This window comes from Pseudomonas sp. IPO3747 (genome assembly GCF_013385245.1).
Classification (GTDB): Bacteria; Pseudomonadota; Gammaproteobacteria; order Pseudomonadales; family Pseudomonadaceae; genus Aquipseudomonas; species Aquipseudomonas edaphica.
This window is the reverse complement of record NZ_JACAQL010000004.1, coordinates 634556-657050: the sequence shown is the minus strand read 5'-3', so window position 1 is coordinate 657050 and position 22495 is coordinate 634556. Positions and strand designations below refer to the sequence as shown.

Genomic DNA, 22495 nt, shown 5'->3' with positions numbered 1-22495 from the left:
TCAGTGGGCGAAGTCAGACTTCCAGTAATCTTCGATTCGCGACACCAGGGAGCCCGGCAATGCGACGTAGTCCAGGGCCGCAGCCTGTTCCTGGCCTTTTTCCAGCGACCACTTGAAGAAGTTGAACGCCGCCTGGCTTTGCTCGGCATTCTTGGGCTGCTTGTACATGATGATCCAGGTGGTGGCCGTGATCGGCCATGCGCCTTCACCTGGGGCGTTGGTCATGATCAGGTTGAAGTCTTTGGCACTGGCCCAGTCGGCGGTGTCGGCGGCGGCCTGGAACGCCTTGGCGTTAGGCTCGACGAACTTGCCGGACGCGTTCTTCAGTGAGGCAAAGGTCATTTTGTTCTGCAGGGCGTAGGCGTATTCCACAAAGCCGATCGAGTTCTTGATCTGCTTCACGTAGGCCGAAACGCCTTCGTTGCCCTTGCCGCCCACACCGACCGGCCACGGTACGGTGGTGCCGAAACCAATCCTGGTTTTCCAGCTGTCGCTGACTTTGGCCAGGTAGTTGGTGAAGTTATACGAGGTGCCGGAGCCGTCCGAACGGTGCACCACGGTGATGTTTGCGCTTGGCAACTTCACACCAGGGTTGAGCGCGGCGATGGCAGGGTCGTTCCAGGCCTTGATGTCACCGAGGAAGATCTTTGCCAGGGTGTCGCCGTCGAGTTTCAGCTGGCCTGCGGCCACGCCTTCGACGTTCATCACCGGCACGATGCCGCCGATCACGCTGGGAAACTGACCCAGGCCGCCGGCTTTGAGATCGTCGGCCGACAGTGGTGCGTCAGAGGCGCCGAAGTCAACGGTGGCTGCCTTGATCTGGGCGATGCCGCCGCCGGAGCCGATCGACTGATAGTTGATGCGGTTGCTGGAGTTCTTGCTGTAGTCCTGCGACCACTTGGACAGCACCGGGTAGACGAAGCTGGAGCCGGCACCGGTAACGTCGGTGGCGTGGGCCATGCCGCTCAGGCACAGGGCGCTCAACAATACAGACAGACTTTTTTTAGTCGGCAACATCACGACAACACCTCAAGGGAAGGGGTAAGTGGGTAGGCCCACCTGTCTAAGACGTGACGATTTAATTCCTGATATGTTGCTGTTTAATGACGGTTTGGCTTTATGAAGAAACATTTAGAAATGTTTGCCTGGGTGGCAGCGAGCATGCCTGCTGTCACCCAGGCGATGCTACTTAGCTGCCTTTCTGGTCAATCCCCGCCTGTAATTCCTGCTGGTCACTGTGCCCGCCGACCCGCAGCGGCCCAAGGTTGAAAGCCTGATCCTTGCGTGTGGCGTCGTCCTGTTTCTGGGTCAGTTCGTCCTTGGCGCCCAGCGCCAGGTTGACCGGCGATTTCGACAGGTTCAGCCCGACATCGGCGCGATAGTCGCTGCCTGCCAACGTCGTCGCCGTCACTTTGGAACCGCCCAACTCAACCTTGCCGCTTTCGGCGCTGATCCGCGCGCCAGTCAGCCGTGTGTCGCCAGCCACTTCAAGGTTTACGCCCTGAGCACCGCGAATGCCCGAGGCCTGATTAACGCTGTCTTTCACCACGTGGCTGACGTCCAGGTTCAGCGTCGGCGTGTAGCTGGTGTTGCCGCTCTTGTCACCGAACAGTACGTTTTGCGCGGTATCGGCCACCTTGCTGCCGGCGGTGTCCTTGCCGCTGACGGTGTAGCTGTCGCTGGTTTTTGGCCAGACTTTGTCCTTGAAGCTGGACAGGCGCGTGCCCAGTGCATCTTTCTTGTCCGCGAGGTAGGTCTTGGCCTGGTCCACGCGGGTGCCAAAGGCGCCACGGGGTTCAGGATTCACCTCGTAGCTGCCACTGCGGCTGAGCTTTTCGCCCAGGCGCTCCTTGGCGTTGATCACGCTGTCCTTGGCCGAAGCGAGGTGCTCGGTGCCTTTGTCGACGGCGTTTTCCAACTTCTCCCGATGCTTGTCGAACGCGCCCTCGGCCTTGGCTTGCACCTTGTCCTTGAGCGGGCCGGTGGTCTTGGCGAGCTTGTTGACCACGCCGGGTTGGTTTTTTTCGACATCAAGCTTGGCGTCGACGTTGACCTTAGTGCTGCTGACGTGATCTTTGCGGCTCTCGACCACAAGATCCCCGCCGACGTTGCCGCTGACCTGATCCGCCTCTATCCGCGCACCCGCCAGATGGGTATCACCGGCACTGTTGATGGCTACGCTATCGGCCTTGATCAGGCTGTCGTGCTGGGTGGTGCCTTGCACGTGGTCCACATCGACCTTGGCGCGGGCATTGATGCCCAGCTGGGTCTTGGGTGTGTCGTGTTCACCGGCGTCGCCCCGTGTTGTTTTACCGCCGCTGCCACCCGCGCCGAGGGTCACGCCCCAGCTGTTGTGAGCCTGGGTGGATTGCGCCGACTCTTGCAGGATGCCGCCGTTTTGCGCATCGAGGGTGACCGTTTTGGCGGCAATCTGCGTACCTTGCAGATGGAGATCATCGGCGCTGGAGAGGCTCACGTTGCCCTTGCTGTGCAACTGCCCGACAACCACGCCCTGATCGTTTTCCGCCACCTTGCCGATATTGAAGTTGGCACTCAGGCTGCCAGTCTTGGCGCTGCTGTCGGCGCCACTGGTTTTTCCGGCACCGACGCTCAGGCCGCCGCCGAGGTTGCTGCCATTGCTGACATGCGTATTGGTGGCCGCTTGCAGGTCCAGCTTGCCGCCGGCATTCAGGCTGATATCACCGTTGCTGGCGATCTGCGTGCCTTGCAGGGTCATGTCGGCGCCGCTGCTGAGCTTGATCGGCCCGCTGCCTTGAAGCGTCGCGACCCGCGCCTGGCTGTCTTGGGTGGCCAGCTGCTTGTTATCCAGTTGCACACCAGCACCGAGGTTGACGTTGGTACCGTTGGTGCCCGGTGCGGTGCCCACGGTCAATGAACCATTACCGCGCAGGCTGTTGCTGGTTGTGCTTTGCGTGTCGCTGGCCTGATCAAGCGCCAACTCGCCACCGGCCTTGAGGTTGACGCCCGCCTGGCCACCGTTGAACTGGCTACCCGCGTAATGCGCATCGCCCTTGGCCGTGATGTTCACGCCCTGAGTGCCCGCGTAGCTGCCGACCACCGCCGTGCTGCTGGCTTCGCGCACATCGCTGCTGCCGCCTGCGCCGCTGCCGCGCACGTTCACGTCTTCACCGGTGGTGGTGTAGACCCGCACGCCTGCCTTGGCGTCCACGCTTTGTTCGCTGCTGCTGTGGGTGTTGGCTGCGGCGCTGGCGATATGCTCGCCGGCATCGATCTTCAGCCCGCCATCGGTGGCGCGGTACTGAGTGCCTTCATCCTGCAACTTACCGGCGACATCCACCTGCACCGTGGCGCCACTGAACTGGCTGACCACCGCCGTGCTGTCCTGCTGGGTGCGGGTCTTGTTGGTGTGACCGACTTCCACGTCCAGCCCGACATTCGGCTGCTCGAAAGCATCGAGCAAACCGGGTTGATGGAATTTGGCCTGGGCCACACCTTCGATGGCTTTTTCGATGGGTCGGGTGATGCCTTTGTATTCAACATTGACGCCGACATCGGCGCTCCAACCGTTTTCCTTGTGGGTACTGGTCTGGCTGTTGTGCGCCGCCTGGTTATCGACGGTGCCGGCGTTGACCTGCAATTCGGAGCCTGCTTTGACCTGCGCGCCCTGGCTGGTGAGGGTGTTGCCGGCGTTGATGGTCAACTTGCCAGCCGCTGCCACGTTGCTGGTTTGCGCGGTGGTGTTGCTGCTGTTGTCGTGGCTGCTTTGATGGCTGAACTGTGCGCCGTTGCCAGCCTTGTCCAGACCGCCGGTGTAGTACACGCCACCGCCGGTGGTGGTTTTGTCGGTGGTGTTGCGCGTGCTGTTATCGGTCGCCAGCAACTCGACGTTTTTGCCGCTCAAAATTGCATCGCCCTGGGTGGCTTGGACGCCGGAACCCTTGATGCTCACATTGCCATCGGCGGTGACCGCCACGCTGGCGCCGCTGAGGCTGGAAGCTTGTTGTTTTGTGGTGTCGGTCTTGCTGGTTTGCTGCTGGTCCTCAAAGCTCACGCCAGCGCGGTACTGGCGGGTGCCTTCGGCGTTTTCCTTGGCGTAGCCATCGAAACCACGGGTGTGAGTGGTGGTGGTGTCGTGTGTGGTGTTGTCAGCCGAAGCGATCTTGATATCGCCCTTGGCGTCCGCCTGTAATTTACCGGCGGCCGACACCTGAGAGCCACTGACTTGAATGTCCTTGGCGCTTTGCAGCTTGAGGTTGCTGTCCGAGCGCAGGTTGCTGGCCACGACAGTGCTGTCCTTGAGTTGCTTGCGGCTTTCATCCTTGGAAATGCCGAAGAACTTGCTGTCGTTGCTGTAGCTATTGTCGTGGGAGGTGTCTTTTACGCCGTCGATCACCAGCGAGCCTTTGTCGCTGATCACGCTGGCCTGCTTGCCGCCACGCGCCTGGCTGCCGCTGATGCGCACGTCGTCGGCCTTGACGAGCAGTTTGCCGTCGGCGTTGACCTTGCTGCCGGTGTTCAAGGTTTTGCCCTTGTCGCCGTCGCCGCTCTTGCCAAAGAAGCTGCCGCCGGTCAGGTCGCCGGAGTAAGCGTTGTCGCGGCTTACCTGGGTGCGGCTGGCGCTGCTGATCTCCACTTGGCGGCCGGCCAATTGAATATCGCCGGGTGTTTTCAGTTCGGCGCCTTGCAATTGCAGTTTCTGCTGGCTGGTCAGCTCCAGCGTTTTGCCGGCCTTGAGGCTGCTGGTGACGCTGCGTTGCTCGCTGGAAGATTTATCCCAGTTGGCTTTCCACAGATGTTTGCGATGGTTGCCCTGATCGCGGGTTTCATGGGTTTCAGTCGCGGCGTTCACCAGCAGGTCGGCGCCGCTGTTGACACGTAAGGCATTGCCCGCTTCGACTTGGCTGGCCTTGATCTCGGCCTTGGCGCCGGAAGACAGCGTTGCATCCTGCTGCGCTACGACCTTGTTACCGTGCTGGCGCGAGTCTTTATCAGTGGTGGTGCGGTCGTAGGTTTCGTAGGTGAACAGGAAGTTGCTGTTGTCCCACTGTTCACGTTTTTCCTGGAGTTTGCGGCTTTCCAGGCTACTGAGGGTCAGGTTGCGACCGGCGTCGAGCTTGACGTTGCGCCCACTGACGTCGGTGGCGGCCAGGTTCAAATCCTTGGCGCTGTGCAAGTCCACATCGCCATGCTGGCTTTGCACGCCGGCGCGGGTGGCGTCCAGGCTGTTGGCGTGGACTTGGCCGCTGATGTCGAGGTCGCCGGCCGAGCTGACGTTGACCCCGTCACGACCTTCCACTTGCACCGCGCCTACGCGCACGCCAGCACCTTCGGCCGTGCTGATGATGTTGATGCGTCCGGCCTGCATCGCCCCAAACAGGCTGGCGTCGATGCGCTGGTCCTGGGTCTTGCTGGCCGGGTCGACCTGGCGCACTTGGCCACTGGCGAAATCGACCTGGTTGCGGCCCACGGTGAGGTTCAGTTGATCGCGGGCACTCAAGCGCCCGTCGCTGTCGATGCGCGGCGCGATCAGGTTGATCGAGCCCGCGCGGTTTTGCAGGCCTTGGCCGTGCACCGTCAGTTGGCCGCTTGCGTCGCGGGTGTTCAAGGCTTGCAGCTTGCCGTCATTGAGTTCGGGGCGGCCCACCACCAGGTTGGCGTTCGGGGTGTTGATGAAACTGCCGCCATTCACCGAAATACCGTTGGGGTTGGCCAACACATAATCGGCCGCCTTACCGAAAATCTCTTGGGCGCCGTTTAAGGTCGAGGCGTTGCGGCTGATCACTTCGTTGAGGATCACGCTCGCCGCCTGGCCCTGGAACTGCGGGTTCGCCGCCAGTTGCCCGGCGAGTTGCGACTGGCCGGCCTGCAGGGCGTTGTTCAGCACCACGCCCTGGCGGTCGACGTTGTAATCCAGGAACTGGTTATGGGACAGGCCGCCAGCATTCGGCGCGACGATATTGACGATGGGCACGCCCTGCTGGTTTTGCAGTTGCGGTATCCCGCCAGGCCCTTCGACCACGGTGATGCCGGCGGCCAGTACCAGTTGCGGCAGCAGGAACAGGCTGGCGATGGCCCAGCGCAGTTTGCCCTGGGGTGAAAGGTGAAACGTGTGGGTGTCAGTCGGCATAAGTAAGTTCGCTCTATGTTGGCTGAGCCGCCTCGTGCGTTGTTCGTTGCAACGCTACTGGGGTGGTCAGGTACGGCGGTTGTTTCAGGCTAATCGGGTGTTGGTTTAAATCTGCACGCTCATATCTGCACGCTCATATCTGCAAGCTAAGGCGCGTCAGCCAGACCTCCGGCTCCTGGCCAAAGCCTGTTGGCGTGTTCAAATTGCGTTGGTAATCGACGTCGAGCTGCACGTTCTTCCAGCTCAGGTTGAGCCCGGCACTCGCGCCGCTCAGGCGTTGGCCCGGGGCGCCGTATTCGCGCTTGACCCAACCGTTGTCCAGGCCCAGGCGCGGGGTGATTTTTACCAGCAGGTCGCTGTTGAGCGGCAGGCGCAAGGTGTTGCGCCACACCGCACCGATGGCGCCCGAGGCACTGTTTTCGCGGTAGCCACGCACAGCCGAATCGTCGGTGCCCAGCAGTTGCTCAATGGCAGGCAAACGGTCCGGGCTGTATTGCGCAGACAGCTGGCTTTGCCACTGCCAGGGTTGCGTGCGCCATTGGCCGTTGCGCCATTGAGTGAGGTTGGCGCGGTACTTGTGAAACTGCGCCTGGGGCAGGTTTTTCTGCACTTGGTCAGCGTCGCGATCAGCGCCGAACCAGGTCAGGCCCTGGGCGTAATTGACGTCCAGGTTCCACACCGCGCTGTTGAGCCAGAACAGGTTCAAACCGGCCTCGGCCACGCTCAGCGTTGGGCTCTGGATGCCCAAGCGGACCTTTTGCAGGTAGCTGTCGACGTCCTTGTAGGCCAGTTGCAGGTTGGCGCTGAGTTGATGGCCCTGGTCGCGCCACAACACGCGGTCGGTGCGCAGGCTGATCTGATCGGTACGGCCGCTGTTGTACAGCGTGGTGTTGCTGACCTTGAGCGGTGAGCGGTATTCGGCATGGCTGGCGAACAGGCTGTAGGTCCAGTAGCCGTAGGGGATCGAATAAAACAGGCTGTTGCTGCGGCTGTAACGCGGGCCGTGGTTGAGCGTGTCGCTGAAGCTCAGGTTGAGTGAATCGTTGAGCTGCAGCGGGCTGTCCAGGCTCAGGCTGATGGCGTTGCGATCACGGCCGGTGCCGGCGCTGCCAAGGTTATCCACTCCCAGGCCCAGCCCCCAACGTGAGGCGCTACTGCGCGAACGCAGGATGATGCGCGAGGCACCAGGTTCACGGCCAGGGGCGATATCCGCGGTGAGGTCCACCGAGCGCAGGCGGTTGAGCTGGTCCAGGCCTTGCTCCAGGTCGCGCAGGTTCAGTGGCTTGCCGAGCAGCCCGGGGAAGGCGCCGGCCAGGGACACGGGCAAGCTTTGGTCGGCCAGTTCGATGGCTTCCAGGTAGCCTTCTTCGACATGGATATCCAGCGGTTGCCCGGCAGCCGGGGTGCTGATCAGGTACGGGCGGCTGGCGATATAACCGGCCTCGACGTACAGGCGAGTGATCTCGGCCAGCAGGCGGTTGATCTGGGTGACGCCCATGCACGGGGCGACATAGGGCTCGATGTGTTTATTCAGCTCGGCCCTGCTGAACAGCGTGACACCGGCCAGGCGTATGCCGCTCAGCGGCCAGCAGCGTTCATCTTTGACATTGTCTGCTGGCACAGTGGGGGCGGCCGTCGGTGTGCCGAAGCTGCCTTTCTGGAGCTGGCGCTGGCGTTGCTCCAGCTGTAATTGCTGCAGGTCGCGCTGCTGTTGTTGCTGCAAACGCAGGGCTTCCTGGCCTGGCTGCGGGCCGTCGGCGGCGGACGCGGGCAGCGCGCACACGCAGAGCAGGGCGATACCCAATGGGTGGAGATGGCACAAGCGTTTGAGTGAGGGCAGGTTCGGCACTCGACATCCTTAACGTAGAAATACACACGATTCATGCCCCGGAGCCAAACCGTGAGCTCGGGGGGCTTGCCGCTCTTGAGTCATGATTAAACGGATTGTTACATCGTCTGTAGGATTTATTACATAAAACGTGAGGAATGCCGCGTTATTCAGCAAATAAATGCACAAAATCAGTGCAAATTGACTGGTGGGGGCTATCAGGTCCCTGAATTTACGGGGTGGGTATGTGGATCAGGCGATGTGGGAGGGTTTTGATTGTTGCAGCAAGATGACTTAATCGGCGTGTTTATAGAGATGCACGCATCCCATGTCGTCAACGTGGCTATCGAGGGGTATTGGCGTTCAAATTGACAGCTTTACGACGATGAAACCAGGCAGTCACGATCCGGTTAAAAAGTCATAAAAAGACACGGAAAATCAGGCGAAGTCTTTGAAAATCCTGAGATTGTCCGACAATCAAAAGCATGAAAAACTCTTCATAAACGCCTCACTCGAACGTTGGTAGTTTCCCCAGCGCTGCCCAATAATTCGAGTCCTAATAATGAATAACAAAACTCTTAAAAGCGCCTTGGCGCTCTCCATTTCGCTCGCCTCCACACACCTGTTCGCCGGTGGTTTTGCCCTCAATGAGCAAAGTGTCAGCTCAATGGGTACAGGCTACGCCGGGCGTTCTTCCTCGGCGGATGACGCCAGCACGGTGTTCGGTAACCCGGCCGGCATGTCGCGCATCAAGCACAATGAAGTCAGCATCGGCGCCACCTACCTCGATGCCAAATCCAACATCAAGGACGCCAGTTCCTCTCAAGGCGGTGTCGACAATCCTGGCACCAACAAAGGCGATATGGTCCCCGGCATTGCCGTGCCGATGGGTTACCTGGTGACGCCGATCGATGAACACTGGGCCTTTGGCCTGGGGGTCTACGCGCCGTTCGGTCTGGTGACCGACTATGAACACGGGTTCCAGGGCAATGGCTTTGGTAACAAAAGCAAGATTCAGGTCATCACCGTGCAGCCGACGGTCAGCTATGCGTTCAACGACAAGGTTTCGGTAGGTTTCGGCCCGACCTTCAACAAAATCAGCGGCGAGCTGGATTCCAAAGTCCCGGCGTTTGGCTTGGGCACCGAGACGGCCAAGATCAAGGGTGACGACACCGCGATGGGCTTCAACGCCGGTATCCTGGTGCAGGCCCTGGACAGCACCCGCGTCGGCGTCACCTACCACTCGCAAGTCGTCTATCACCTGAGCGGCCATACCAACGCCTCCGGCGTGCTCTCCGATGTGCTGGACGGCGGGGCGCAGAAGTATGACGCCAAGCTGAATGTCACCACGCCGTCGTCCGTGGACTTCTCGGTCACGCACCAACTGACCGACGCCTTGACCCTCTACGTGGGTAGCACCTACACGCGCTGGAGCCAGTTGAAGAAGATCACGGTCAACAACGCCGGCGTGTCGGACATTACCGCTGAGCTGGCCGGCCTGGGCTCCATCACCGAAGAGCAGCATTGGCACGACACCTGGTCCCACGCGATAGGCCTGTCGTACCAGCTCAACAAGCAGTTGGTGCTGCGTACCGGCTTCTCGGTGGACCAGACGCCAACCAACAACACCGACCGTTCGGTGCGTATTCCGACCGGCGACCGCACCGTCTTCAGCCTCGGTGCCGGCTGGACGCCTGTGGATAACCTGACCTTTGACGTGGCCTATTCCTACCTGAAGGAAGAGCCCATCAAGGTGCGCAACAACAATCCTCAGTTGGCGCTGACCTACGACGCCAAGTATGAAAACAGTGCCAATGGTTTTGGTGGTTCGGTGACTTACCGCTTCTGACCTGTGGATAACGGCAAAGGGCCGGTTTTTTGGCGTGGTCCTTTGCCGTAAGTTTTGACCTCAATGCTGTCAATCGCGGCGTGTCTTGGTTAGATTGAAGGCTAATCAGCTTTTAGGACACGGACTGTCATGACTACGCTAACGCCGATCATCGCGACCAATCCCCTCATTCTTCGCGCCGCCACGACCTCACCGCCGGCAGCGCTTGCGAACACCCTCGACGTCTCACCGGCCCGGCCGTCTTCCGTGGTCAGCCTCGGAAATCCCGTGGCCGACGTTATCGATCTCTATTCCAAAAACGGGCAGCTCCCCGGCCGCGAAACCGTGTGGGCCTGGGAAAACGATAATCAGGACGCAGTCACCCAGGCGATCAGCCAACGCTTCGGTTCAATCTCCACGGCCAGCCGTTACAGCGGTCTCGGTGCTGCGTTGGTGGATCAGTTCACCGGGGGCGGCGGGGCGGGGATTTCACAATCGGTGCTCAACACCACGGCAGAGCGTGCCGGTGATACGGGCGGGATCAAGGCCGACCAGGCGGTGTTGCACAGCAAGGCCGACAACCAAATCAGCCTCAGCATCAAGACCGCCAGCGGTAAGACTGTGACGTTCAGCCTGTTCAGTCAGAAAGACGGCTTGGGCGTGCAGGCCACCGTCGACGGCGGCGATTTGACCGCGGATGAACTCAAAGCCGTCGGCCAATTGGGGACGGCGTTCCAGGCTTCGGTCGATGGGTTGACCGCCGTACCGCCGAAACTCGACCTGAGCAAACTGACCCAGTTCGACACCAGCGTGTTGGCGTCGGTGGACCTCAACGCCAAAGTCAAAACCCAGGGGGGCGAGGACATGAGCCTGGCGTTCCACGCCGACAGCCAAAGCCGCACCACACGTATGAGTGGCCCGGCCGGCGACGTCGACCTGTCTGTGGACCTGAAAAACCGCGCAATCCTGGGTGACTCCAAACAGCAGGCCAATGCGATGAAAACCTACCTCGCCCAGTTCGACCGGGTGCAACAGCGCGGTAGTGCCAATGCTGATTTGATGGCGATATTCAAGGATGCGTTCAGCGCCATGAACAGCAACTATCCCCAAGGCGCTGGCGCAACGAATGCATTGAGCAACAACCCGACCGACAAAGGTTTGCTGACAGGGCTGGCGGACTTCAAGGTTTCGATCAAGCAGGCCGTAGGTGCGTCCAACGCAATGCGTCCTACGGAAGTCGACAGCTTCTCCTACACCGTGTCGCAGAAGACCCAGGTCAATGGCCGCAGCAGCGCGGACCGCAGCGTGACCCAGAACCAGCAGTCGGTGCTGTCGGCAAACTTCCACAAAAGCCTCAGCGGTGGCGAGCCACCGGTGTTGGATGGCACCCGCGAATCGCAGAACTACCTGTATGTGCAAGTGCAGGACAAGGCCAGCAGCACCGCGAGCTTCTCCTATAAGGATGGCCAACTGGCGAGTGCTTCTGTGTCGCAGTCGGCGGTGCAGAACACCCGGACCCAGAAGTACGAGATGGCCCAGTTGGTGTCAGACACGGTGGTGCCGAAAGATGGCTCGTCCAAACGCGACTACCTGGCGTTGCTGGAGCACGCAGCCCAGGAGGTTAAAAAGTCCAAGGACGCGCTGGAGCAATCAACCTTGAAGGACGCCCTGGCGGCCATGCAGGATTCGGTGCTGCTAAAGGACTATCCCGCTGTACTGATGCGCTGAGGTTGCGCGCCATGAAAGCGGGAAGGCTCATCACGGGGCCTTCCCGTTTTTTTTGCCCGACAGGCGTGCGCCTGGATGCCAGATTAGGCTTTTGAATCGATTCGATATTCTGTAGCCTTGCGCAGCTTCAACCGTGCTTGATGAACACAATCACTTCGTCCGGCGGCGCCCGAAGGGCTCCAGAGCCGGTGGTACACTCGACTTTCGCGCTTACTGCGCTTGCAGGTCTTGCGAACATGACGCAAATTTCCGAACGCCTACTGGTTCAAGCCCACCTCGATGCCAAGCAGCCCAAGGCGCTGAGTGCCGATGAAGAGGCGAGCCTGCGCAGCGCCATCGCCGCCGAGCTCAAGGCTCAGGACGCGGTGCTGGTTGCCCACTTCTATTGCGACCCGGTGATTCAGGCCCTGGCCGAAGAAACCGGTGGCTGCGTGTCCGACTCCCTGGAAATGGCCCGTTTCGGCGCGGCCCACCCGGCCAAGACCGTGTTGGTGGCCGGTGTACGTTTCATGGGTGAGACCGCCAAAATCCTCACTCCCGAAAAACGCATCCTCATGCCCACCCTGGAAGCCACCTGCTCCCTGGACCTGGGCTGCCCGGTGGATGAGTTCTCGGCGTTCTGCGACCAGCACCCCGAGCGCACGGTGGTGGTTTACGCCAACACTTCGGCGGCGGTCAAAGCCCGTGCCGACTGGGTTGTTACCTCCAGCTGCGCGCTGGAAATCGTCGAAAGCCTGATGGACAACGGCGAGACGATTATCTGGGGGCCGGACAAGCACCTGGGCACTTACATTCAGCGCCAGACCGGCGCAGACATGTTGCTCTGGGACGGCGCGTGCATCGTCCACGAAGAGTTCAAGTCCAAGCAGCTTGAAGACATGAAGGCGCTGTACCCGGACGCTGCGATCCTGGTGCACCCGGAGTCGCCGACGGCGGTGATTGAATTGGCTGACGCGGTGGGTTCCACCAGCCAACTGATTGCCGCAGCCCAGCGCTTGCCGAACAAGACCTTTATCGTCGCCACCGACCGCGGCATCTTCTACAAGATGCAGCAGTTGTGCCCGGATAAAGTCTTCGTTGAGGCACCGACCGCCGGCAACGGCGCGGCGTGCCGCAGTTGCGCGCACTGCCCGTGGATGGCGATGAATACGCTGGAGCGCACACTGCAGTGTTTGCGTGAGGGCAGTAATGAGATCTTCGTCGAGCCGTCGGTGATCCCGCACGCCGTGCGCCCGCTCAAACGCATGTTGGACTTTACCCAGGCTGCGCGCCTCAAGCTGGCTGGCAACGCCTGACCTGAAGTTGAACACATAGACAAAATGTGGGAGCTGGCTTGCCTGCGATAGCGGTCTATCAGTCAATGCTGCTGTGACTGAACGATCGCCATCGCAGACAAGCCAGCTCCCACACTTGATCTCTAGTGTTCTTGGGTTACTTTTTCTGCTTTGGAATGTGCACCAGCTGCGTATCCGAGTAGATGTCATGCCAGCTGCGCTTGCGCTTATCAAACACCGACCAGACAAACCCCAGCCCCACGCACAACCACGATGCAATCGCCACCACAAAGCGCAGCAGCGCCTGCCACAGGCTGATGCGCGAGCCGTCGGCGTTCTGCACGCGCACGCCCCACACCTGCATGCCCAATGTCTGCCCCGAATGGGTCCAGAACTTGGCGAAGAAACCAAACAGCACAAAAAACAGGATCGTCGACAGCAGCGGGTCGCCGTCCAGCGCGCCGGACTCGGTGAGCGTGCGCATCCTGGCTTCGCCGATAAACGCCATCCACACCAGCTTGTAGATAAACGCGGTGACGATCAGCAGCGCGGTGCACAACAGGAAGTCATAGAACATCGCTGCCAGACGACGGCCCAGGCCAACGGCGGGGAATTCGCCTTGGGGGCTCAACAAAGGTTTGGGCATGGCCGTCTCTCTTGAGAAAAAAGCCATTTTACGAGCAAACGCACATAAAAAAGCCCCTGATGTCACCATCAGGGGCTTTTTGTCGCAGTAAGGATCAGCCTTCTGCTTGTACTTCGTCAGCCTGCATGCCTTTCTGGCCTTGCACGGCGATGAAAGACACTTTCTGGCCTTCTTTCAGGCTCTTGAAGCCATTGCCCTGAATAGCGCGGAAATGCACGAACAGATCCGGACCGCTTTCTGGAGTGATAAAACCAAACCCTTTCTCGTCGTTAAACCACTTGACGGTACCGCTCTGACGATTCGACATTTCTTATTTCCTTTGACGCTAAAAATTAATGACAGCCCCTTTCACATGAAAGAGTACTGGGCTGGGTTGCAGGAAAGTAAGAGACGTCGAACGGGTTGTAGCAAACTTATGGCTACTGCCCAGGTCCAGGTTCAAAGCGACCCATGCAAACACAGTGGCTAAACTCTACGTCAACTAATATGGAAAAAACAAGCCCCGGAGAATCCCCAGGTTTTGCTCGGCCATATGACACTTCGTTGACTAAAAGTGGATCCCACATATTCGATAGCGTTGCTCACTTGTTATAGGTTTGCGCCTATTAAAATGACTATCGTCAATGCACTCTTTTATGGCGGTTGCGTTACAAATTAGTGCGCGTTAACGCAACCGCGTTACTTATAGGAACAGTCAATCAGCCACGGTAGTAACGTTGCGGTACAAATGGCATTTTACTTACACGTAGTGGCACCTTTTTCCCACGTACCAACGCAGACACTTCGGTGTCCAGTGCGACAAATGCGCTGTCCAGGTAACCCATGGCCAATGGGCCGCCCAGTGTCGGGCCAAAACCGCCGCTGCACACGCTGCCGATCACCGTGCCGTGTTCGTCGACGATTTCTGCGCCTTCACGCACCGGGGTCCGTTCCTGTGGCAGCAGGCCCACGCGCTTGCGGCTTACGCCGGCTTGTTGCTGGGTGAAGATGCGGTCAGCGCCCGGGAAGCCGCCAGCACGCGCGCCATCGGCACGACGGGCCTTGGAGATCGCCCAGAGCAGACTGGCTTCGATCGGCGTGGTTTCGGTGTTCATGTCATGGCCATACAGGCACAGGCCGGCTTCCAGGCGCAGGGAATCGCGGGCGCCCAGGCCGATGGCTTGAACTTCGGTTTCGGCGAGCAGGCTGCGCGCCAGGCTCTCGGCATTGGCCGCCGGTACGGAGATCTCAAAACCGTCTTCGCCGGTGTAACCCGAGCGGCTCACGTAGCACTCCACGCCCAGCAGGCGCAGGGTGGCGAACTGCATGAAAGTCATCTTGGTCACTTCCGGCGCCAGGCGCGCCAGCACTTTCACTGCCTCCGGGCCTTGCAAGGCCAGCAGGGCGCGCTCTTCGAACAGCGGTTCGATGCTGCACTGCTCGCCAATGTGTTTGCGCAGGTGGGCCAGGTCCTGGTCCTTGCAGGCTGCGTTGACCACCAGGAACAGCTCGTCGTTGCCCAGGTTGGCCACCATCAGGTCATCAAGGATGCCGCCCTGGTCGTTGGTGAACATGGCGTAGCGCTGCATGCCGACTGGCAGGTCGATGATGTCGACCGGCACCAGGGTTTCCAGGGCCTTGGCGGCGTTGGCGCCGGTCAGGCGGATCTGGCCCATGTGGGACACGTCGAACAACCCGGCTTGATCACGGGTGTGCAGGTGTTCCTTCATCACGCCCAGCGGGTATTGCACCGGCATGTCGTAGCCGGCGAAGGGCACCATGCGCGCGCCCAACTCGATGTGCAGCGCGTGCAATGGGGTTTTCAACAGGGTTTCGGTGGACATGTTCAGCTCCTGAAAAACGTGCGGACGCGCTTGTAGGCGTCAGCACTCGATAATGTTGACGGCCAAACCGCCACGGGCGGTTTCCTTGTATTTGCTTTTCATGTCGGCGCCAGTCTGGCGCATGGTGCGGATGACCTTGTCGAGTGAGACAAAGTGCTGCCCGTCACCACGCAAGGCCATGCGCACGGCATTGATCGCCTTGACCGAGCCCATGGCGTTGCGCTCGATGCACGGTACCTGCACCAGCCCGCCAATCGGGTCGCAGGTCAGGCCGAGGTTGTGTTCCATGCCGATCTCGGCAGCGTTTTCCACTTGGGACACGCTGCCGCCCAACACTTCGCACAAAGCGCCTGCGGCCATGGAACAGGCCACGCCGACTTCGCCCTGGCAGCCGACTTCGGCGCCGGAAATCGAGGCGTTTTCCTTGTACAAAATACCGATGGCGGCGGCGGTGAGCAGAAAGCGCACCACGCCGTCCTCGTTCGCGCCGGGGATAAAGCGCATGTAGTAATGCAACACCGCCGGCACAATCCCGGCCGCACCGTTGGTGGGCGCGGTGACCACGCGCCCGCCGTTGGCGTTTTCTTCGTTGACCGCCAGCGCATACAGGTTGACCCAATCCAGCACCGACAACGGGTCGCGCAATGCCGATTCGGGGTTCTTGCACAGCTGCCGATGCAGCGCCGCTGCACGGCGCTTGACCTTCAAGCCGCCGGGCAAGATGCCTTCGTTGCGACAACCGGCATCCACGCAGTCCTGCATCACTTGCCAGATGTTCAGCAAGCCGGCGCGGGTTTCCGCCTCCGGGCGCCAGGCACTTTCATTGGTGAGCATCACCTGGCTGATGGACAGCCCGTAGGTGGCGCAATGGCCAAGCAAGTCCTTGGCGTGCTTGAAAGGGAAGGTCAGCGGCGTGGTGTCTTCGACAATCCGGTCAGCGCCGGCAGCGTCTTCATCCACCACAAACCCACCGCCGACCGAGTAATACTCGCGGCTGCGGATCTGGATCCCGGCGGTGTCGAAGGCGCGAAAAATCATGCCATTGGGGTGGTAGGCGAGAGGCTTGCGAATCATCGCCAGGTGTTCTTTCTCGTTGAACGCAATGCTGTGTTCACCGAGCAGGTTCAAGCGACCGTCACCGCGCATTTGCGCAAGGCGTGCGGCGACGGTTTCAGTATTCACGGTGTCTGGGTGTTCGCCTTCCAGGCCCAGCAACACGGCCTTGTCGCTGCCGTGACCTTTGCCGGTGGCGCCCAGCGAGCCATAGAGCTCCACCTTGATGCCGCTGGTGGCGCTCAGCAGGTTGTCGCGCTTGAGGCCTTCGACGAATCGAGCGGCGGCGCGCATCGGGCCGACGGTATGGGAGCTGGAGGGGCCGATGCCAATCTTGAACAGGTCGAACACGCTAAGGGACATGGTTGTTCTCCGGTTTCTTATTATTTTGGAAGACTTGCTCGCTCAGTGCAGAAACCGGGCTTGTGTGGGAGCTGGCTTGCCTGCGATAGCATCACCCTGGTCTACCTGATAGACCGAGGTGCCTGCATCGCAGGCAAGCCAGCTCCCACAAAAGCCAGCTCCCACATTGACCGAGTTCAGTCAGATCACGCGTAGCTCTCGATCGACGGGCACGCACACACCAGGTTACGGTCGCCAAACACGTTGTCGACCCGGCCAACCGGCGGCCAGTATTTGCCTTCGATCAACGACGCCACCGGGTACACCGCCTGTTCACGGCTGTACGGGTGGCTCCATTCACCGACGATTTCAGCCGCCGTGTGCGGGGCGTTTTTCAGTGGGTTGTCGTCCTTGTCCAAGGTGCCGTTTTCCACTGCGCGAATTTCCTCGCGGATGGCAATCATGGCGTCACAGAAGCGGTCCAGTTCTTCTTTGGATTCGCTTTCGGTCGGCTCGATCATCAAGGTGCCCGCCACCGGGAACGACATGGTCGGCGCATGGAAACCAAAATCGATCAGACGCTTGGCCACGTCATCCACGCTGATGCCGCTGCTGTCTTTCAAGGGGCGCAGGTCCAGGATGCACTCGTGTGCCACCAGGCCGTTGCTGCCGGTGTAGAGCACGGGGTAATGCTCTTCAAGGCGACGGGAAATGTAGTTGGCGTTCAGGATCGCCAGCTGCGAGGCGCGCTTGAGGCCCGCGCCGCCCATCATGCTGATGTACATCCAGGTGATCGGCAAAATGCTCGCGCTGCCAAATGGCGCCGCGCACACCGCGCCTTCCTTGCGCTCCATGGCCGCGTGGCCTGGCAGGAATGGCGTGAGGTGGGATTTAACCCCAATCGGGCCAACGCCCGGGCCGCCACCGCCGTGCGGAATGCAGAAGGTTTTGTGCAGGTTCAGGTGGGACACGTCGCCTCCGAACTTGCCCGGTGCGCACAGGCCGACCATTGCGTTCATGTTGGCGCCGTCGATGTACACCTGGCCGCCGTTGTCATGAATGATCCCGCAGATTTCGCGGATGCCTTCTTCGAACACGCCGTGGGTGGACGGGTAGGTGATCATCAGCGCAGCGAGGTGCTCGCGGTGCTCGATGGCTTTGGCGCGCAGGTCTTCGATGTCGACGTTGCCGCGTGCGTCGCAGGCGGTCACCACCACGCGCATACCGGCCATGTTGGCGGTAGCAGGGTTGGTGCCGTGGGCCGAAGACGGGATCAGGCAGATGTCGCGGCGTTCTTCGCCACGGCTCTGGTGGTAAGCACGAATGGCCAGCAGGCCTGCGTATTCACCTTGGGAACCGGCGTTCGGCTGCAGGGAGATCGCGTCGTAGCCGGTGGCCGCGCAGAGCATGGCTTCCAGGTCGGAAGTCAGCTCCAGGTAGCCGGCGCTTTGTGCGGCCGGGGCGAAGGGGTGCAGGGCACCGAATTCGGCCCAGGTCACCGGGATCATTTCGCTGGCGGCGTTGAGTTTCATGGTGCACGAACCCAGCGGGATCATGGTGCGGTCCAGCGCCAGGTCCTTGTCGGCCAGCTTGCGCAGGTAGCGCATCAGCTCGGTTTCGGAGTGGTAACGGTTGAACACCGGGTGGCTGAGGATCGGCGACTGGCGCAGCAGCGCGGCGGGCAAGGTGCTTTCAGTCGCAGCAAAGGCGGGCAGTGCCTTGCCGTCGGCGAAGATCGACCACAGGGCTTCGATGTCAGCCTGGGTGGTGGTTTCGTCGACCGACAGGCCAACGCGTTCAGCATCGACCACACGCAGGTTGATGCGCTGGGCGCGGGCCTTGTCGTGCAGGGCGTCGGTGTTGGCGCCCGTGTTGAGGGTGATCGTGTCGAAGAAGTTTGCCTGCTCAACCTTAAGGCCCAGGGCGGTCAAGCCTTTGGCCAGGATCGCGGTCAGTTGGTGAATGCGCTGGGCGATCTGGGTCAGGCCTTTAGGGCCGTGGTACACGGCGTACATGCTGGCGATGTTAGCCAGTAGCACTTGCGCGGTGCAGATGTTGCTGGTGGCTTTCTCGCGACGGATATGTTGCTCGCGGGTCTGCATGGCCAGGCGCAGGGCCGGCTTGCCGAAACGGTCGACCGACACACCGACCAGACGGCCGGGCATGTCGCGCTTGAACGCATCCTTGGTGGAGAAGTACGCCGCGTGCGGGCCACCAAAACCCAGCGGTACGCCGAAGCGTTGCGCGCTGCCGATGGCCACGTCGGCGCCGAACTCACCCGGCGGGGTCAGCAGGGTCAGGGCCAGCAGGTCTGCGGCCACGGCCACCAGTGCGTTGGCGGCGTGGAAGCGCTCGGTCAGTTCGCGGTAGTCGAACACGTCACCGTTGCTCGCCGGGTACTGCAGCAGAGCGCCGAAGAACGCGCTGACGTCAGTCAGTTCACGCTCATCGCCCACTACCACGTCGATGCCCAGCGGCTCGGCACGGGTGCGCAGCACGTCAAGGGTTTGCGGGTGGCTGTGGACCGAGGCGAAGAAGGCATTGCTGCCCTTGTTCTTGCTCAGGCGCTTGCAGAAGGTCATGGCTTCGGCGGCGGCGGTGGCTTCGTCGAGCAAGGAGGCGTTGGCGATCGGCAGGCCGGTAAGGTCGCTGATCAGGGTCTGGAAGTTCAACAGCGCTTCCAGGCGGCCTTGGGAAATTTCAGGTTGATACGGGGTGTAGGCGGTGTACCAGGCCGGGTTTTCCAGCAGGTTGCGCAGGATCGGCGACGGCGTGTGGCAGTTGTAATAGCCCTGGCCGATGTAGGTCTTGAACAGTTGGTTCTTGCCGGCGATGGCCTTGATCTTGGCCAGGGCCTGGGCTTCGCTCAGGCCGTCTTCCAGGCCGAGCACGCTGGTGCCCTTGATGCTTTCCGGGATCACGCTGGCGCTGAGGGCTTCGAGGGAATCAAAACCCAGGCTTGCGAGCATGTGCTGCTCATCTTCCTGGCGAGGGCCGATGTGGCGGGCGATGAATTCATTGGCGGTGGTCAGATTAACGGTCATGGCGCGCTCCTCAGGCTTCAGCGTTGGCTTTGATCAGGCGGTCGTACGCATCCTGATCCAGCAGTTTAGCTACCGCCTCGGCGTCGGCCGGTTTAAAGCGGAAGAACCAACCTTCGCCCATCGGGTCTTCGTTGACCAGTTCCGGGCTGTCGCTGAGTGCTTCGTTCACTTCGAGCACTTCACCGGTCAGCGGCATGTACACGCCGCTGGCGGCTTTTACCGATTCCACGGTGGAGGCTTCGGCGCCCTTGTCGTAAGCCTGCAACTCCGGCAGTTGCACGAAAACCACATCACCCAGCGCATTCTGCGCGAAAGCGGTGATACCCACGGTGACGCTGCCATCGGCTTCGGCGCGCAGCCATTCGTGATCTTCAGTGAAACGCAACTCGCTCATGGAAACTCCTCAGGGCCAGATTCGTCTGGTGGACGGGATTGGAATAATGGGGAGTTGCTTAGCAATATTGCGGCCAATGTTATTAAGTCGTTATAAATCAGCTACTTAACGATTTTGGTTATGACGATATGATTTTCAGCTGTAGCGATTTCGCTACGCTCGGGCACACCAAAAAAAGCCTATGCGGATCAAAGCCTTGCATGGCGCGCAAAAAACAGGGTTGTAGCGATATCGTTACGCTGTAGCGCTTTCAGTACAGCGGATGTCGTTCTCAGACCAAAACTTGGATGCCCTCCATGGGGGAGGGGGCTTGTGTGGGAGCTGGCTCCCACACAAGCCCCACATTTTGATCTCTACATTTTCAGGTTTTGTTTGGAATGCCGTACTTGCGCAAGCGATGGGCGATCGCCGTGTGGGACGTTTGCAAGCGGCTGGCCAGTTGGCGGGTCGAGGGATAACTGGTGTAAAGCGTTTCCAGCAGGTTGCGCTCGAAGTCTTCCACCGCTTGCTCCAGGCTGTCGACTTCACCGTCGCTCTGGCGCGCCACTGAGGTGCCGGCGATGTCGAGGTCACCGATGTCCACCAGGCTGCTTTCGCAGATGGCGGCGGCGCGGAAGATCACGTTCTGCAGCTGGCGCACATTACCCGGCCAGCGGTTGCCCAGCAGCGCCGGATAAGTGCCAGGCGCCAGGCGGCACACCGGGCGCTGGATCTGCGCACAGGCCTGCTGCATGAAGTAGCGCGCCAGCAGCAGAATGTCCTGGCCGCGCTCGCGCAGCGGCGGCACTTCGACGTTGAGCACATTAAGGCGGTAGAACAGGTCTTCGCGGAAGGTGCCCTCGCTGACCATCTTTTCCAGGTCGCGGTGAGTAGCGCTGAGAATACGCACATTGACCTTCACTTCGCGGTCGCCGCCCACCCGGCGAAAGCTGCCGTCGTTGAGAAACCGCAGCAGCTTGGCCTGCAAATACGGCGACATCTCACCGATCTCATCAAGGAACACCGTGCCCTGGTTGGCCAACTCCATCAGCCCCGGCTTGCCGCCACGCTGCGCGCCGGTAAAGGCGCCAGGCGCATAACCGAACAATTCACTTTCGGCGAGATTTTCCGGTAGCGCCGCGCAGTTCAACGCTAGAAACGGCGCACTGTGCCGCGCACTGATCGCATGGCAGGCGCGTGCGACCAGCTCTTTGCCGGTGCCGGTTTCGCCCTGGATCAACAGCGGTGCATCCAGCGCCGCCACCCGTTGCGCCCGCGCCTTGAGCGTGCGAATCACCGGCGACTCGCCCAGCAGCGCATCAAAACCTTCGGCATGGTCATGGTGCAGCGCCGACAGCTGTTCGCCGATGCGGTTGGGTTGGTACAGAGTGAGCAGGGCGCCGGCGTCAGTGATCGGCGTGGCGTCGAGCAAAAAGGTCTGGCCGTTGACGCTGATTTCGCGCAACGGCAAACGAAAGCCCTGTTCGAGCAAGGTTTCCAGCAACGCCGGGTCATTGAACAACGCGCTGATGCTTTCACCCGCCGGTTCGCGGCCATACAGCGCGATCAGCGCCGGGTTGGCCAGCAGGATCTTGCCCGCGCTGTCCAGGGCCAGCACCGGGTCGGTCATGGCCGCGAGCAACGCGTCGAGTTGCAGGTGGCGGCGTTGGCCGGGAAGGATATCCACCACGGTGACCGCCTGTACGCCGTGCACGCTGAACAGCGCATCGCGCAGCTCTTCGAGCACCTCGGCGCTCAGGGTCGGCGCGTCGATGTACACGTTGGGCGGCACCATCTCCACCGCATCCAGGTTGAGATTGCGCCCACCGAGCAGGGCCAGGACTTCCTGGGTAATGCCGACGCGGTCGATGAAGCTGACGTGGATACGCATGGGGCTGGCAATTCTGGGGAACTGGAGGCGGCAAGTATGCCTTGGAGCGCAGGGAGATCAAAATGTGGGAGCTGGCTTGCCTGCGATAGCATCACCTTGGTCTACCTGATACACCGAGGTGACCGCATCGCAGGCAAGCCAGCTCCCACACAAGCCAGCTCCCACATTGGACTTACGGTGTTGTTACTCCAGGTGTTCCGGTTTGACCGGATCGCCGGATTTCACATCCAACTGATGCCGCACATCCTCAAACATCAAGTCGTACTGCTTGTGCATCTGGCCGTTAAGCGTCGCAGCCTTCGGCATTCCATATTTCTGCGCGATGTTCATCGCATGCCGGGCAAAGTCGAAGGACTGATCCTTGGGTAAAAAGAATTCCTCCTTGAGGTCCTTGCCCTGCACCGAGCCGTGCAGCTTGAAGAGCATTCCCTTGCCTTCCTTTGGATCCTGGCTGACCTCGTAGTCGATGCACAGGTTGTAGCTGTAGTCATCCTTGTTGAGCGCGTGACGTTCGATGTGCAGGTGACCGGGTTCAAAGGTGGCCATAGGCGTTTCT

Annotated in this window: 14 protein-coding genes; 3 read left to right on the top strand and 11 right to left on the bottom strand. The window is 60.6% G+C overall.

All coding sequences use genetic code 11. From position 1 onward, the window contains the following. The 3 genes from pstS to HX790_RS10000 all read right to left on the bottom strand — a co-directional run bounded on the left by pstS (position 1) and on the right by HX790_RS10000 (position 7958). Positions 1-1017: a phosphate ABC transporter substrate-binding protein PstS gene (gene pstS, locus HX790_RS10010; RefSeq protein ID WP_176991495.1), complete on the bottom strand. Its 1017-nt coding sequence runs from the start codon at positions 1015-1017 to the stop codon at positions 1-3. A gap of 172 nt (positions 1018-1189) precedes the next feature. Further along, positions 1190-6109 carry a hemagglutinin repeat-containing protein gene (locus HX790_RS10005; protein WP_176991494.1) on the bottom strand — a complete coding sequence of 1640 codons (4920 nt, stop codon included), beginning with the start codon at positions 6107-6109 and terminating at the stop codon, positions 1190-1192. A gap of 133 nt (positions 6110-6242) precedes the next feature. Then, the gene (locus HX790_RS10000) at positions 6243-7958 is read right to left on the bottom strand and encodes a ShlB/FhaC/HecB family hemolysin secretion/activation protein (protein ID WP_176991493.1); all 1716 of its coding nucleotides are present in this window, start codon (positions 7956-7958) and stop codon (positions 6243-6245) included. Between the two features lie 541 nt (positions 7959-8499). Between HX790_RS10000 and HX790_RS09995 the strand changes: the two genes are divergently transcribed. The 3 genes from HX790_RS09995 (at position 8500) to nadA (ending at position 12788) form a co-directional block, all read left to right on the top strand. Continuing rightward, complete coding sequence (locus tag HX790_RS09995; protein WP_176991492.1) at positions 8500-9786, top strand: OmpP1/FadL family transporter; 1287 nt, start codon at positions 8500-8502, stop codon at positions 9784-9786. 267 nt (positions 9787-10053) lie between these two features. Beyond that, positions 10054-11493, top strand: coding sequence for a lactate dehydrogenase (locus HX790_RS09990; RefSeq protein ID WP_176991508.1), 1440 nt, complete (start codon positions 10054-10056; stop codon positions 11491-11493). A gap of 236 nt (positions 11494-11729) precedes the next feature. Beyond that, positions 11730-12788: a quinolinate synthase NadA gene (nadA, locus tag HX790_RS09985; RefSeq protein WP_056858584.1), complete on the top strand. Its 1059-nt coding sequence runs from the start codon at positions 11730-11732 to the stop codon at positions 12786-12788. Positions 12789-12924: 136 nt separating this feature from the next. Here nadA and HX790_RS09980 read toward each other — a convergent pair whose 3' ends face one another. The 8 genes from HX790_RS09980 to HX790_RS09945 form a co-directional block, all read right to left on the bottom strand. Next, the gene (locus HX790_RS09980; RefSeq protein ID WP_099549400.1) at positions 12925-13413 is read right to left on the bottom strand and encodes an RDD family protein; all 489 of its coding nucleotides are present in this window, start codon (positions 13411-13413) and stop codon (positions 12925-12927) included. Between the two features lie 94 nt (positions 13414-13507). Beyond that, complete coding sequence (locus tag HX790_RS09975; protein WP_017139143.1) at positions 13508-13720, bottom strand: cold-shock protein; 213 nt, start codon at positions 13718-13720, stop codon at positions 13508-13510. A 391-nt stretch (positions 13721-14111) separates the two neighbouring features. Further along, a complete protein-coding gene (gcvT, locus tag HX790_RS09970) occupies positions 14112-15236 on the bottom strand; it encodes a glycine cleavage system aminomethyltransferase GcvT (protein WP_099549401.1) in 1125 nt (374 codons plus the stop codon). Between the two features lie 39 nt (positions 15237-15275). Then, positions 15276-16652 carry an L-serine ammonia-lyase gene (locus tag HX790_RS09965; protein ID WP_176991491.1) on the bottom strand — a complete coding sequence of 459 codons (1377 nt, stop codon included), beginning with the start codon at positions 16650-16652 and terminating at the stop codon, positions 15276-15278. A gap of 185 nt (positions 16653-16837) precedes the next feature. Then, positions 16838-19675: an aminomethyl-transferring glycine dehydrogenase gene (gcvP, locus tag HX790_RS09960; RefSeq protein ID WP_176991490.1), complete on the bottom strand. Its 2838-nt coding sequence runs from the start codon at positions 19673-19675 to the stop codon at positions 16838-16840. A 10-nt stretch (positions 19676-19685) separates the two neighbouring features. Beyond that, positions 19686-20069, bottom strand: a complete 384-nt coding sequence (gcvH, locus tag HX790_RS09955; RefSeq protein ID WP_099549403.1) for a glycine cleavage system protein GcvH — start codon at positions 20067-20069, stop codon at positions 19686-19688. Between the two features lie 361 nt (positions 20070-20430). Next, complete coding sequence (locus tag HX790_RS09950; protein ID WP_099549404.1) at positions 20431-21939, bottom strand: sigma-54-dependent transcriptional regulator; 1509 nt, start codon at positions 21937-21939, stop codon at positions 20431-20433. Positions 21940-22122: 183 nt separating this feature from the next. Next, complete coding sequence (locus tag HX790_RS09945; RefSeq protein WP_176991489.1) at positions 22123-22485, bottom strand: DUF5064 family protein; 363 nt, start codon at positions 22483-22485, stop codon at positions 22123-22125. Positions 22486-22495: the final 10 nt, after the last annotated feature.